Here is a 14,216-nt window from a genome sequence, read left to right as displayed (position 1 = left end):
CATGGACGGGCCGGGCGGTGTGTCCGACTCGCGTTCCGCCCCGGTGGCGGAACCGCGGAAGACCGGTTCCCCCCAAGGGGTCAAGCCGTTCGGGTTCGAGGACCTGAGCTGGACGGACGTGGCCGACATCGTGTGGCTGGCCGCGGCCATCTCGCCGCGGCGGGCCGCGGAGGGAGCCGATCCGGCCGAGGAACCGGAGGAGCCTCCTGAGAAACGGCGGATCCGCAACGCGCCCGCCGAGCGCGGGGAAAGCCCGGAACCCCCGGAGCCGCGGCCGTCCCGGAGCGCCGGCGCCGGAACACCCGCCGAGGACGAAGGTCGAGTCGTCTCGATCGAGGCCGTACCCCGTGAGCTGCCCGAACCCGCGGTGGACGGCACCGGGCCGGGCGGAGTGGTACTCCTCGAATCGCTGGAGTACTTCCGCGCGTTGAGATCGCTGAAACGGGAGACGGTCTCGCGGCGACACAACAACGTGGTCCTGGACGAAGTGGCGACCGCCGTCCGGGTCGCGGAGACCGGCCGGTGGTGGCCGGTCACCCGATCGAGAAAAGAGCGCTGGCTCGACCTGACGCTCGTCCTCGACAACGGTCCCTCGATGGCGTTGTGGCGGCCGAGGGTGATGGCGTTCGTCGAATTGCTCCGGCAGGCGGGCGCTTTCCGCACCGTTCAGGTCCGGCTGCTGGAAACCGCGAAGGACAACGAGGACGGCCTCGTTCTTCGTGGTGGCACGCCCGGCGCGCCCGCCCGCGACCCGGACGAGATCCTGGATTCTTCAGGGCGGCGGGCCGTCCTGCTGCTGACCGACGGTGTCGGCGATGCCTGGCAGCACAGGGACGCGCTGTACCCGATGCTGGCGCGCTGGGGCAGGAGGATGCCGGTGAGCATCGTCCACCTGCTCCCGCCGTGGCTGTGGGGCCGGTGCGGGATGGACCCGCACAAGGCGTGGCTACGCGTCCCGAACGCGTTGGCCCCCAACAGCCGTTGGGATTACGACCTCGCGGACGCCTGGCTCGAACCCGGCTCGGAGGTACCCGGCCATCTCGTCCCGGTGCCCGTGCTCGAATTGCGGCCGCGGTCGCTGGGCTGGTGGGCCGGACTGATGACCGGTGAAAACTCCAGGGCCGCCGAAGGAACGGTCGTCCTCGCAACCGAACGGGTTTCCCGGCCCACGATCGCCGCCTCACCGGTGACTTTGTCACCCGCCGAAAGAGTGCACAGATTCCGCAGTGTTGCGTCGCCGCCGGCGCTACGCTTGGCGCAGTTGCTCGCGGCGGTACCGGTCCGTCTCGACGTGGCGAAGCTGGTGGGACAACGGTTCGTACCGGAAGCGGGAGTGGAGCACCTCCTCGAACTTTTGCTGTCGGGGATGATGTACGCTCCCGCACTCAGGGAGGGCGAGTCCACTTGGGACACCGACGGGGTCTTCGCTTTTCCCGAGGCAGTCCGGGAATTGCTGCTCAGTGGCGCGCGACGGTCGGAAACGGCCAGTGTCGTCCGAGTGGCCGCCACCCATTTCGGTGACCGGATCAGGTTGCTCGGTCACCTCCGGGACGCCATCGCCGACCCGAACAACACACCGGATCCAGACCTCGACCGCGAACCCCCGGCCGATGTGGAACTGGAAAGCGCGGTCATGCGCGCGCTTTCCGGACCGTACCTGTCCCGGGCCGACCGGCTACGGAACGCGGCGCGAGGCCGGGATCTCGCCGCATTCGAATCTGAATCAATAAAGAAGGCTGTGAGCACACAAATGCCTGAGACGGTCGAACGTCAACCTGCTTCGACACCTGTGCCACAGGGACGCTCGACTCATCTCGGCGAGCCCGACGCGAACGAACCGACGACCAGGATCGTCCACCCTTCGGTGGCGGACAGTTCCCGGCACTTCCCCGCCCGCCAGCCCGAAGACCCGCCGCTGATCTTCGGGAACGTTCCCCCGCGCAATCCCAACTTCACCGGTCGCGACGAACTGCTCGACCAGCTCACCAAGCGATTGAGCAGCGGTACCACCGCCGTGCTCCCTTCGGCGCTGCACGGTCTCGGCGGTATCGGCAAGACCCAGATGGCCACCGAGTACATCTACCGGCACCTCCATGACTACGACCTCGTCTGGTGGATCGACGCCGCGCACACGACGCAGATCCGCGCCGGCCTCACCGAACTCGCCACGATGCTCGGCCTGCAGGGCGCGGCCGAAGCCAGCGTCGCGGTCCCGGCGGTCATCGAGGCGCTCCGGACCGGACGGCCGTTCCGCCGCTGGCTCCTGGTCTTCGACGCCGCGGAGAGCCCGGACACCGTGCTGCCGTTCTTCCCGCGCAACGGTCCGGGCGAAATCCTGATCACCTCGCGGAACTCCGACTGGGCGGGCATCGCGCGCCCGCTGGAACTGGCGGTGTTCAAACGCGAGGAAAGCGTCGAGCTGCTCGGCCGCCGGGGTCCGGAGATCGACCCGGACGACGCCGACGAACTCGCCGAAAAGCTCGGCGATCTGCCGTTGGCCGTGGAACAGGCGGCGGCCTGGCGCGCGGTGACCGGGATGCCGGTGCAGGAGTATCTGCGCCTGTTCGACGAGTCGGTCGAGGAAATCCTCGACACCGCCTCGGCCCCCGACAACGAGGTGTCCGTCGCCGCGGCCTGGAACGTTTCGTTCGAGGAATTGAAGACCCGCAACCCGGCGGCCCACCAGATCCTGCACATCTGCGCCTTCTTCTCGCCGGAGCCGATTTCGCGTGATCTGCTCACCGGGGTCAACCGGGTGTCGATCTCCCCGGAGCTCGACGCGGCCCTGCGCGATCCGATCAAGCTCGCGCGGGCCATCCGGGACATCAACCGGTACGGCCTCGCGAAGATCGACCACGGCAACAACACCCTCCAGCTGCACCGGCTCGTCCAGCTGGTCCTGCGCAACCGGGTCATGGCCCGGCAGGTGCACGCGCGAATGCAGCACGGTGCCCACCAGCTGCTGGCCGCGCTGGATCCGAACGACCCCGAGTCGAGCAGGCACTGGGCGCGCTACCGCGAACTGCTGCCGCACGCCTACGCGGCGAACGTGCTGGACTGCGACGACGACTGGCCGCGTCAGCTCCACATCAACCTGATGCGCTACCTGTTCGAGTACGGCGACCACGAGGAGGCCGCCCGGCTCGGCCTCGAAGCGCGGAAGCGGTTCGCCGAAGTCCTCGGTCCCACCCATCCGCAGACCCTTGAAGTCTCGTCGAGGCTGGGGCTCTATCTGTGGGCGATCGGCCGGTACTCCGAAGCCGCGGAACTCAATCAGCGCACTCTCGCGCTGCGCCTACAGGTGTCCGGCGAGGAGAACGAGGAGACCTTCGCCCTCCAGCGGAACATCACGATCGACCTGCGGGCGCAGGGCGACTTCGCGGCGGCGACCAAGCTGAGTGAAGAGGTCTATCAGAAGTCCAAGCGCATGTTCGGCGAGGACGACCCGGAGACGCTCAACGCCGCGTACCAGCACGCCATCAGCCTCCGGTTGTCCGGCGCCTACCGCGCCGCCGCGGAACTGGACCAGGACACCCTCCGGCGCCGGATCGAGGTCCTCGGCCGTGATCACGTCCGCACCTTCAGCGTCAACGCTTCCTTGCTCGTGGACCTGCGCGAGGCGGGGGACTACGGCCAGGCCCGGGTGCAGCAGGAAAGGCTCACGGAGAACTTCCACGCGCGCTTCGGCCTGGACCAGCTGGACAGCGCGACCCATTCGTTCCTGCTTTCCGTGACCCGGCGCAAGGACGGCGACCATGCGGGCGCGCTCAGCTTGTCCACGGAAGCCCTCAAGAGATTCCGGCTCGCCTACGGTGACGACCACTCCGTCACGATGGGCTGTGCACTCGCCCATTCGCTCGATCTTCGTCACTCGGGTGACTTGGCCGCGGCCAAGCGGCTCGGCGAGGAGACCTTCGAGCGATACCGGAGCGGGCTCGGCGAGCATCACCCGCACACCCTCGTCGCCAATGTCGACCTGGCGGTCACCTTGCGGCTCATGGGCGACGGCGAGGGCGCCCGCATCCTCGACGAGCGCGCCCTCGAGCAGTTCCGGGCCGGCATCGGCCCGGACCACCCGTACGCCGTCGCCGCCACGATCAACCTGGCGAGTGATCTGGCGGCGCTGGGTGAGTTCGACCGAGCGGTCGAACTGGGACGGGACGCGGTCGAGCGCGGTACGCAGGTACTCGGCGAAGATCATCCGACGGTACTGGCGGCGTCCTTCAACCTCGGACTGGACCTGGCCGCGCTCGGCCGGACGGACGAGGCGGCACCGTTCCGTGATCCGATCCTGGTGCGGTACCGGCGGGTCCTCGGCGAGGCCCACCCCGGCACGCAGGCGGCGGGCCGAGGTGCCCGCGCCAACTGCGACATCGACCCGATCCTGATGTGAGTCAGCCCGGTACGAGTTGCCCGATCCAGGCGGCGAGCTGTTCCACGGTCGGTGGCCGTGGAACGGCTCGCAAGGGCCGATGCACGGCCCGGACGAGTTCGGGGCAGTGCAGCAGGGCCCGTGCGGCGGGATGCGGGCCTCGGGCGGCGAGCGCGAGGCCCAAGCCGACCAGGGAGTTCGGCCGGTCGGGATCCGAGGCGAGTTCCCGCCGGTAGGCCTGGATCGCTTCGAGGAAGTCACCCGCGGTGTAGGCGAAATCGGCGGCGGTGGCGCCGGGTACCGCTGGCGGCCGTCCGTCCGGCGACGGCGATGTGCCGCCGACGGCGAGCCGGATCAGATCCGTTCTGGCGTGGGACCAGGCTCCGTCCGGCACCGGCGTCGGGGGAAGGTCCGGGGCGTCGAGGGTGATCGGCGGCCTCGGTCTTCCGGCGAGCCAAGCCGCCGCCAGCTCGGTGACCACGGACGGGTCCGGTCGCAGGTGACGGACCCGCCAGCCGGCGAGGTGATCCCGGCCGGCGGCCGCGGCCAGTTCGCCGGCCTCCGCCGGTACGGGTTCGGCCTGCCAGGGGCCGAGGCGTTCGGCGATGTCGTCGAGGAACCGGCGCCCGGCGCCGGTCAAGGTCGAGTCCGCGCGCAGGACCCGCAGGGTGCGCCACGTCTGCTCACGCCAGAACGCGAATTCGAAGCCTGAGCGCCGAGGGCATTCACCGGCATGTGCCAGAGCACGCCAGAACGCGGTGACCCCGAAGAACGCGTAGACCCCTTGCAGGGCACCGCTCACGGGCCGCGGATCATCCCGCCAGGTCACGTAGATCCGTTCACCGGGATCCGGCTCGTACAACTCGACCAGGTGCAGCAGCCCGCCGAGCACGATGTGCTGGAACTCGTGGATCAAGGTCTCCGCGAGCGACGCGCCGTCGGCGGGCAGGCCGACCACCGCGCTGCCGAAAGCCTCCCCGGTCGACGCGCTCGGATTCCGGAAGAGCACCTGGGGTTTCGGCACCAAGGAGGCGAGCCCCACGGGCATGACGCGGGCCAGACCAGGGAGATGGGCGGCGATCAGGCGGCACGCTTCGTCGATCAGCCGCTGCCAATCCGCCAATTCCCTGTCCGGCAGCCTTTCCGGCGGGACCGGTTCGTAAAGCCCTCGATAGGGATCAAGATCGTCCAGCCAAAGCGTGAACCGGTGCGCGCCGACCTGGCTCCGGACTCGCCGGATTCCCCACCAGCCCGGGGCGTCGGCGTCGGGTGAGCCGGGCAGGCGGACCGTCGTTTCGGCGTTCGAGACGAGGTAGTGGCCTTTCTCGCCGCGCACGATGGCTGAGGAAAACGCAGTCGTACCGGGAAATCTCGCCATGCCGAGGGAAGGGAGCATCGCGTTGCCGTGCCAGGCCGGGATGGCCGTCTCGAAGTCGAGCTCCGCCCGGATCGCCGCGGCCGCCGCGATCGCGTGCGCGTGGCCCAGATGCATCCACAAAGGACCGACACCGTCGATCCCGTTGCGCAGCAGGCGAGTCGTGTAACCCGCCCAGCTTCCGGTGTACGGGTTGGTGAGCATCCGGTTCACCGCACGAGGTGCTCGTGCTTCGGCACGTGCGAGGAGTTCCCAGGCGGAATCCAGCGGAGGCAGGGGACCCGAATGGCCCGGTATCTTCGTGGCCTCGGTCAGCAACGCGTGGATCAGCAGTTTGCGACGGCTTCGCTCGGCCCGCCGCAACCGCCGGGCCATGTCCTCGTCGCCGTCGAGGCGCGCCAGCGCGTCGAAGTCCCGCCATGACAACCGGTGGAACGCGGGGCGAGCCTCGGCGGGCGGCGGCATCAGTCGATGCGCTCGCCGCCCGAACCATTGCTGCTTCTGTAGCGCGCGTGGAGGCGCCGGGTGCGTTCGACGACGTGGAGCGCGGACTGGCGGAAGGCTTCGTCGTCCAGCTCCCGTAGCGCGGTGAAGGAGACCGCGTCGAGATCGATCAACGCCGATTCGATGTCCGGTTCGGTGCTTGCCGAGAAAGAACTCATCGTGCCGATTCCCTCCACCCCGTGAAACGGTTGCGAGAGTTGAACCTCGACAAGGATAGCCGAGATTTCCGTGCCTGATCAGGCCTCGGCGGGCGGTGGTGGCCGCCCGGCCGCCAATTCCCGTAATGCGCGAGGACGGGTGATGGTGACGCGCTGGCGCGCGGTGCGCACGACGCCCAGCCGCCTGAGTTCTTCGAGGCCGCGGATCAGGGTGCTGCGCGAGACACGCGCGAAGCCCGCCAATTCCCCTTGGTTGAACCGGAGATCGACCTGCTGCCCGTCCGTCCAGTCGACGGCGTGCTGCAGCGCGAGCTCCAGGAGGACCGCGGCGAGGCGTTGCGGGAAGTCCGGCCCGCCCGCTTCGAGCCGCAGCCGGTCGGATTGCTGCAGCCGGATCGCGGCGGTACGGAAGATCTCTTCGGCGATTCGCGGCCGGTCTCGCAGGACCGCGAGGAATTTCTCCCTCGGCACGACGAGGGTGCGCACCTCGTCGATCGCCGACATGGTGGCGGACCGGGGGAGCCCACTGATCGGGGCCAGCTCGCCCACGATCTCCGCGGGGCCGCGGGCGGCCAGCGGCGCGTCCTCGCCGCGGTAATTGGTGGCGCTGATCTTCACCCAGCCGTGGAGGACGACGAACATACTGGTGGGCGGACTGCCCTGAAGGGCGAGGATCTGGCCGGGCCGCCACACCTTCAGGTGGCCCGCGCGCCGGAGCGCGGACTGCTCCGCGGGCGTCAACCGGCCCCAGGTTCCGAAGCCCGCGTGGTCACCCGTTGCGGAACCGGTCATCCTGGCCCTCCGGATCGCGGGGGGCCGGATTCGCGCTGTGGTCCATATTCGCGCTGTGTTCCATTTGACGCATCAGCCACTCCCCCGACTCGTCAGCATGGTCAGTGGGCAGAACGACCCGGAAGTTTCGCACCGCAACCGGTAATTGTGCCAGGCACGGGGTGACTTCACCAGGCCTCGGGCAGGCGACGGGGGAGGACGTCATGCGCAGCGCCGAAAGTGTCATGAAACGGCCGAAGGATCACCGGCGTGAGCCGGCCGTACCGAATCCGCGGACGCCCAAGGCGTTCGGCCGAAGACCGGCCTTCTTCGCGCCGCATCCGCCGCTGATGTCCGGCGGGTGGTACCAGGGCGACGACCACGAGGTCGTCGGTCCGGGGCGGTATCCGGTTCCGCGTCCGCCCGCCAAATCGGTGAAGGTGGCGTTGTCGTGGGTGCTCTTTCTCGGCCCGTTGGGATTTTGTTATGTGTCACCCGTCGGTGGGCTGATCGCGACGGCGGCTTCGATCACGGCGATCACCTTCGGCGGGTTCTCGTTGATGGCCGTGATCTGGCCTGTCGTCATGGTGCTCGCGGTGGCGGCGCTGTCCGGCCGTCCGGACGGCGACACGAAATGACGTCCGCCCGGTTCCGGGCCGGATGAAACCGGGTGGGGGACGCTCAAGGGGGGCGGCCCCCACCACGGTTTCCGCCCGGATTGGCGTGACTGGACGGACGACACGCGTGTCTGGACGGACGACACCTGTGTCTGGATGGACGACACACGTGACCGGACGGACGACACACGTGTCTGGACGGACGACACGAGCCTTGGCCCGTTCCATCGCGTGTCGTCCGTTCAATCACGAGTGTCGTCCGTCGGATCACGCGTGTCGTCCACCCAATCACGGGTGTCGTCCCGTCGATCACGTGAACGGGCGTTGCTGTACTGGCCTTCCTCGCCTTCATGTACTTGGCCAAGGAGCGAAACGGCTACGAAAGTAGTGTCTTGCTGCTCCGATCATGCAGCCTGCGGGCGGAACCCTTGAACCGGTCAGGCACCTATGCTTCTATCTGCTCGATAGTCGCCGAAAAGGTGCAGTTTCGAACACTGTGGACCGGGTTCAACGCCATTCCGGGAGGGCTCCGTGCGCCGTCGTACCCTGCTGAAGGCCGCTGGCGCGGCTTCCGCTTTCACGTTGCTCCCGGCGAGCGTCCGGCAGGCGCTCGCCGCCGAAGCGCCGACGGGCGGGCTCGACGTCATCGAGCATGTCGTGGTGTTCATGCAGGAGAACCGGTCGTTCGACCACTATCTCGGGACGTTGCGCGGGGTACGGGGTTTCGCTGATCCGGCCGCGATCAAACTGCCGTCCGGGGCGTCGGTGTTCGAGCAGCCGGACGGCACGGGAACGCTGCTGCCGTACGCGATCGACGACCAGTTCATGGCCGACGTCGACCACAGCTGGTCCGGCGGGCACCGGGCGTGGAACAAGGGGCGCCACGACGCGTGGCGCGCGGCGAAGGGTGTCCGCTCGCTGACCTATCACCGGCGTTCGGCGCTGCCGTTCTACCACGAGCTCGCCGACGCGTTCACCGTCTGCGACGCCTACCACTGCTCGGAAATGGGGCCGACCAACCCGAACCGGATGTACCTGTTCACCGGGAAACTCGGTTTCGAACCGGACGGCAGGACCCGCGCGATCGGCAACGACGCCTGGCAGAACCCCGGGCACACCGGCTACACCTGGAAGACCTACGCGGAACGGCTCCAGGCCGCGGGCCGGAGTTGGCGGGTGTATCAGGAGTGGGACAACTACGGCGACAATTCGCTGGACTATTTCAGCAGTTTTCTCGCCGTCGGCACCAAGGCCTTGTCGAAGGTGAAGGACTCCGCGGGCAAAGCGTTCCCGAAGCTGGAGTACTTCTACTACGCCCTGGATTCGGCCTCCGCGGCCGAACGCACCCGGCTGCTCGACGGACTGGCCGCGGGTGTGGCGACCTTGACCGCGACCGAGCGCGCGCTGTACGACCGGGGCCTGGCCAGGGTCGCGCCGAAGCAGCTGGCGGCCGCCTTCAAGGCCGATGTCGACGCGGGCAGGCTGCCGTCGGTGTCGTGGATCGTCGCGCCGGAATCGCAGACCGAGCATCCCGCGTGGGGCCCCAACACCGGAGCCGAGCTGGTGAAGTCGATCCTCGACACCATCGCCTCCAAACCCGGCGTGTGGAACAAGACCCTCTTTCTGCTGACCTACGACGAGGACGGCGGCTTCTTCGACCACATGCCGCCGCCCGCGCCGCCCGCCTCGGCCGACGAGGGCAAGAGTTCCGTGGCCACGACCGACGAATTCGTCTCCGGTGAACCGATCGGGCTGGGAGTGCGGGTGCCCATGTTCGTCATCTCGCCGTGGAGCCGGGGCGGGAAGGTGTGCTCGGAGGTCTTCGACCACACCTCCGTGCTGCGCTTCCTGGAACAGTGGAGCGGTGTCGCCGAGCCGAACATCTCGCCGTGGCGGCGCACCGTCTGCGGCGACCTGACGTCGGCGCTGGACACCACCGCGCCGAACGCGACCTATCCGGCGCTGCCCGCTCCGGTGCCGACGAGCGGGCCGTGGAACACCCAGCCGCAGCCGCCTTCCGTGCAGAAGCTCCCGGTTCCGGAGACCGGCGTTCGCCCCGCGCGGCCCTTGCCCTATCGGCTGACGGTTTCCGGGCGGGTGACGGCCGAGCGGTTCTGGATCGACTTCGCCAGCACCGGTGCCGCCGGCGCTCATTTCTACGTCTACGCCAACGCGCACCGCACCGACGGGCCCTGGCGCTACACGCTCGGCGCGAACGCGACGCTTTCGGACTACTGGCAGGTGGGTTCCCCGGACGGCGCGTACGACCTCACCGTGCACGGCCCCAATGGTTTCCTGCGGCGGTTCGCGGGGAACCGGATCACCGCGACCACCGGCGGCGCACCGAATCCGGAAGTCGTGCTGCGGCCGGGATCCGGCGTCGTGTACCTGACGATGACCAACGCGGGCGCGGCGTGCGAGCTGACCGTGCGCACCGGCAACCGGGGTGGCGGACCGTGGACGTACTCGGTCGCTCAAGGCGCGACGGTCGAGGACTGGTTCAGCACCGAAGGCGGCATGGGAGGCTGGTACGACCTGACCGTTCAGGGGCCGGACGGCTTCCTTCGGCGCTTCGCGGGACATGTCGAGACAGGCGCCGAGACCATCAGCGACCCGGTGATGGGTTCCGGACCGCTCGCCGCCACCGTCCGCTCGGCCGACAGCCAGGAGACCACGGGCGAATCCGGCGCCGCCGTGAACGCCGTCGACGGGAATCCCGCCACCCTGTGGCACACCAAGTGGTCCGGTGGGGAAGACCCGCTGCCCCACGAGCTTCAGCTCGATCTCGGCGCCGCCCGCACCGTCACGGGCCTGGCCTATCTGCCGCGCCAGGACGGTTCCGCCAACGGCCGCGTCGGCGCGTACGAGGTCCATCTGAGCACCGATGGGTCGGCCTGGGGGAGCCCTGTCGCCACGGGTACCTTCGCCGACGACGCCGCCCGGAAGACCCTGCGGTTCTGGCCGGCCCGGGCCCGCTATGTTCGGTTCCGCGCCCTCACCGAGGCGGGCGGGCGCGGCCCGTGGACGTCCGCGGCGGAGGTCGTCCCGCTCGGCTGGACGTAGCCCGAAGGGGCAGATTTCGTTGTTCTAAAGGGAAAGATGCGCGACGGCCGCGGAGGTTGCTTTTCTGAGAGCAGCGTCATCGCGACGCATCTTTGCGGCCCCGCTGGGCATCCTGCTTCGTGAAAGACCCAGAGCGAGCAGGACGACCGGGGAGACGACGAACGGTATCCTCGCCGATCCCGCGTAAGACCGAGGAGATCGATCGTGCCGTTCGACAACATCGTGGCCGTCGCCCTGATCATGGGTCTGTTCGGCCTGGCGATCCTGGTTCTGTTGTGGCCTGGCGAAAAACAGGGCAGGAAGGTGCTGCGGCGGTGGGGTGCCGCCGATCCCTCGCCGTCCGACGTCGCCGAGGCCGTGCGCTATCTGCGCCGTCGCCGGTTCTGGTATCCGTGGCTGTTCCTCGGGCTGCCGGTACTGGCCGATCTCGCAGGCATCCGGGTCGAGGGCGCGTCGCTTCTCCTGGCCACGCTGCTCATCGGCGCGCTGATCGCCGAGATTCTGGCTCAACGGCCGCGAAAGAGCACTCGCCGCGAGGCGGGCCCGGAGCGGCGTGCGGTGCGTGGGCTCATTCCCGGCTGGGGGCTGCTCCTCTACGCGGTTGTCGTCGCGGCCGCGGCGGTCTGGCTCGTGGTCCATCGCTGGTGGGCGTTGCTCGGGGTCGCCGCGGCCGTCTCGGTGGTCACCTGGCTGATCGTCCTGCTCGCGATGCGCCGACCGTCCACAGGGGACACTCCGGCGGACGGCGTGTTGCGGGTCCGCAGTGCCCGGGTCGCCGCCGGGCTGGGGCTCGCCGCCACCGTGACGCTGGCGATGCCGGAGGTGGCGGACGCCGGTTCGGCGGTCGTGGTCCTCGCCGGGCTGGCCGGCTGGTATCACCTCGCCCGCCCTTCGCGCTGACATCATTCCAGTGAAGTGTCACCGAAGTGTTCGAGCAGCAGGCGCAGCCCGCCGATCAGTTCGGCCCACTGCGCCGGTTTCAGCTCGGGCAGGAGAGCGGCTTCGTTCTCGAGGTGGAGCACGAAGACCTCGTCGACGACTTCGCGGCCCTTGCCGGTCAGGCGGATCTTGACCGAACGGCGGTCGTCGCTGTCCCGCACCCGCTCGACCAGCCCCTTGGCCTCCATGCGGTCGATCCGGTTCGTGATCGCGCCGGAGGTGACCATCGCCGCCTTGAGCAGCGCGCCGGGCGTCAGGCCGTCGGCTTCGCCTGATCGGCGGAGGGTGGTGAGCACGTCGAACTCCCACGACTCCAGGTCGTGCCGGGCGTTGAATTCCTTGAGCTTCCGGTCGAGGATCCGGGAAAGCCGCTGAACCCGGCCGATCACCTCGGCGGGCCAGAGCTTGTCTTCGAGGTCCGGCCGCTCGTGCCGCCACAACGCGATCACCGCGTCCACCGCGTCGGCCATGACGTCCTCCAATCATCTCAACATTAAGAGACTTGACATTGACAGAAGTCGCTGGTGTTATCTGAACATTGAGATTATCAGTGAGGAGACATCATGGCGATCATCGCCGAACGGCCTGTCGTTCCGACCGGGCAGGCGGCCGCGCGGCCGACGCTCCGTGACGCCGGGCTCGCCGCACTGGCTCCGGCCAGCTGGGGCACCGTGTACGTCGTCACCGCGACTCTGCTGCCCCCGGACCGGCCCCTGCTGGCCGCCGTGCTGCGGGCACTCCCGGCCGGGTTGCTCCTGCTGGCGCTGACCAGGCGGCTCCCACACGGCTCCTGGTGGTGGAAGACGACCGTGCTCGGAATGCTCAACTTCGGCGCCTTCCTGCCGTTGATCTTCTTCGCCGCGTACCGCCTTCCCGGCGGGGTCGCCGCGACCCTCGGCGCCCTCCAACCGCTGCTGGTCGCCCTGCTCGCGCTGCCGATGCTCCGCGTCCGGACGCCGGCGCCGATTCTGTTCGCCTCGATCGCCGGCGCCGGTGGTGTCGCCCTGCTGACCCTTTCGGCGGAAGCTCGCCTCGACCCGCTCGGCCTGGCCGCCATGTTCGCCGCCGTCGGGCTCATGGCCGTTTCCCTGATCCTGACCAAGAAATGGGGCCGCCCCGAGCATCCGCTGGCGATGACCGGCTGGCAGCTGACCCTCGGCGGCGTCGTCCTGGCCCCGGCGACGCTGCTGTTCGAAGGCCTCCCGGATTCGCTGACGACCGCGAACCTGCTCGGCTACGCCTACATCGGCATCGTCACCACCGCGCTGGCCTACCCGCTGTGGTTCCGCGGCATCGACCGCCTCGCCCCGGCGTCGGTCTCCCTGCTGACGCTGACCAACCCCCTCGTCGCCACGGCCGCCGGATTCCTGGTGCTGGGCCAGACCCTCACCGGCTGGCAGCTCACCGGATTCGCCATCGCCCTCACCGCGTTGACGCTCAGCCAGACCCTCGCCCGCCCCAAGAACTGAGGGAGCGATACCCGAAGGTATAGCCGCGCTGCTCCACGCTGGTACGAAAGGGACGCGGTCGCGAACGCAGCGAAGTCTTTTCGCGCCCGATCGTGCACTATCGGCCGGTGAATCACGCATTCCAGACTGGGAGTCCGGCGGAAAACCAGGAGGAATCATGACCGAGACCGTGACCACCCGCAGCTTCGAAGCCGTTGAAGGAGAACAGAAGCAGAAACTCCACGTCCCGGACGACGCGAAGCGTGGCCGGTTCAAATTGCGCGGAGGGCAAGGAGGACACGGCAACGCGGATTCCGGCGGTCCTGGGCACGGGGCCGAAGTCGAGGCGACGGTGCCGGTCAAAGGCGGCGAAACCCTGATAGTCCAGGTCGGGAAACAGGCGGGGAGATCCGGCGGTTCCGGATTCACCGACGGCGGGAGAGGCGGCTCCGGGGAAACCGATTCGGGCCGGAACGGTGGCGGCGGAGGCGGATCCAGCGCGGTCTGCCGCGGCTCCGTGCCGTTGCTCGTGGCCGGTGGCGGAGGCGGGGCCGGCGGGGGATCGCTGGTTGCCCGCGGTGGCAACGGCGGCGCGGGTGACGCGAAGCCGCACAACGGCGACAAAGGCGAGCGCGGAACGCTCGGCGTGGGTGGCGACGGCGGAGGCGGCGGAACCGCGAAGGCGTCCCAGGGCGACAACGGCCAGGGCGCGCCCGGAGCGTCGACGGCCGGCGGCGGTGGGGGCGGCGGCGCGGGATACGCGGTGAAGGGTGGCGGCGGAGGCGGGGGCGGCAAGTCGGGCACCAACGATTCGGCCGGAGGCGGTGGTGGCGCCGGCGCTTCCTACTGCGTCGCGGGTGCGGCCGACGCGTCGATCCGCAAGACCGGTGCGAAGGGGCACGGAAAGGTCGAAGTGCTGGAGTGGCTCAAGAACTGAGCACGGGGACGGCCCTCCCCAGTGGCGGGGAG

10 protein-coding genes are annotated in these 14,216 nt (G+C 69.1%); 6 read left to right on the top strand and 4 right to left on the bottom strand.

What is annotated here, in order from left to right; genetic code table 11:
• Position 1 precedes the first annotated feature (1 nt).
• Entirely contained in the window at positions 2–4,393 is a 4,392-nt protein-coding gene (gene fxsT, locus H4W30_RS33865) for an FxSxx-COOH system tetratricopeptide repeat protein (RefSeq protein ID WP_192746289.1), read from the top strand.
• Between the two features lies 1 nt (position 4,394).
• Here the strand turns inward: fxsT and H4W30_RS33860 are convergent, their stop codons facing one another.
• The 3 genes from H4W30_RS33860 to H4W30_RS33850 form a co-directional block, all read right to left on the bottom strand.
• Positions 4,395–6,212: an HEXXH motif domain-containing protein gene (locus H4W30_RS33860; protein ID WP_192746288.1), complete on the bottom strand. Its 1,818-nt coding sequence runs from the start codon at positions 6,210–6,212 to the stop codon at positions 4,395–4,397.
• A complete protein-coding gene (locus tag H4W30_RS33855; protein WP_192746287.1) occupies positions 6,212–6,409 on the bottom strand; it encodes a hypothetical protein in 198 nt (65 codons plus the stop codon). The genes H4W30_RS33860 and H4W30_RS33855 overlap by 1 nt, the downstream gene beginning before the upstream one ends.
• Positions 6,410–6,487: 78 nt before the next feature.
• The gene (locus H4W30_RS33850; RefSeq protein ID WP_192746286.1) at positions 6,488–7,201 is read right to left on the bottom strand and encodes a Crp/Fnr family transcriptional regulator; all 714 of its coding nucleotides are present in this window, start codon (positions 7,199–7,201) and stop codon (positions 6,488–6,490) included.
• A 203-nt stretch (positions 7,202–7,404) separates the two neighbouring features.
• Here H4W30_RS33850 and H4W30_RS33845 point away from each other — a divergent pair, with 203 nt between their 5' ends.
• From H4W30_RS33845 to H4W30_RS33835, 3 genes are all read left to right on the top strand, one after another.
• Positions 7,405–7,818 (top strand): US12 family protein, encoded by a 414-nt coding sequence (locus tag H4W30_RS33845; RefSeq protein WP_192746285.1) that lies wholly within the window; start codon positions 7,405–7,407, stop codon positions 7,816–7,818.
• A gap of 510 nt (positions 7,819–8,328) precedes the next feature.
• Complete coding sequence (locus H4W30_RS33840; protein WP_192746284.1) at positions 8,329–10,860, top strand: phosphocholine-specific phospholipase C; 2,532 nt, start codon at positions 8,329–8,331, stop codon at positions 10,858–10,860.
• Between the two features lie 204 nt (positions 10,861–11,064).
• Positions 11,065–11,760 carry a hypothetical protein gene (locus H4W30_RS33835; protein WP_192746283.1) on the top strand — a complete coding sequence of 232 codons (696 nt, stop codon included), beginning with the start codon at positions 11,065–11,067 and terminating at the stop codon, positions 11,758–11,760.
• A gap of 2 nt (positions 11,761–11,762) precedes the next feature.
• Here H4W30_RS33835 and H4W30_RS33830 read toward each other — a convergent pair whose 3' ends face one another.
• Positions 11,763–12,269 carry a MarR family winged helix-turn-helix transcriptional regulator gene (locus H4W30_RS33830; RefSeq protein WP_034313605.1) on the bottom strand — a complete coding sequence of 169 codons (507 nt, stop codon included), beginning with the start codon at positions 12,267–12,269 and terminating at the stop codon, positions 11,763–11,765.
• A gap of 93 nt (positions 12,270–12,362) precedes the next feature.
• Here H4W30_RS33830 and H4W30_RS33825 point away from each other — a divergent pair, with 93 nt between their 5' ends.
• A complete protein-coding gene (locus H4W30_RS33825) occupies positions 12,363–13,268 on the top strand; it encodes an EamA family transporter (RefSeq protein ID WP_192746282.1) in 906 nt (301 codons plus the stop codon).
• A 157-nt stretch (positions 13,269–13,425) separates the two neighbouring features.
• A complete protein-coding gene (locus H4W30_RS33820; RefSeq protein WP_192746281.1) occupies positions 13,426–14,184 on the top strand; it encodes a PE-PGRS family protein in 759 nt (252 codons plus the stop codon).
• The last annotated feature ends 32 nt before the right edge of the window (positions 14,185–14,216 follow it).

It is taken from the genome of Amycolatopsis roodepoortensis, from assembly GCF_014873915.1.
Lineage (GTDB): Bacteria > Actinomycetota > Actinomycetes > Mycobacteriales > Pseudonocardiaceae > Amycolatopsis > Amycolatopsis roodepoortensis.
This window is presented reverse-complemented; position numbering and strand designations above follow the sequence as displayed.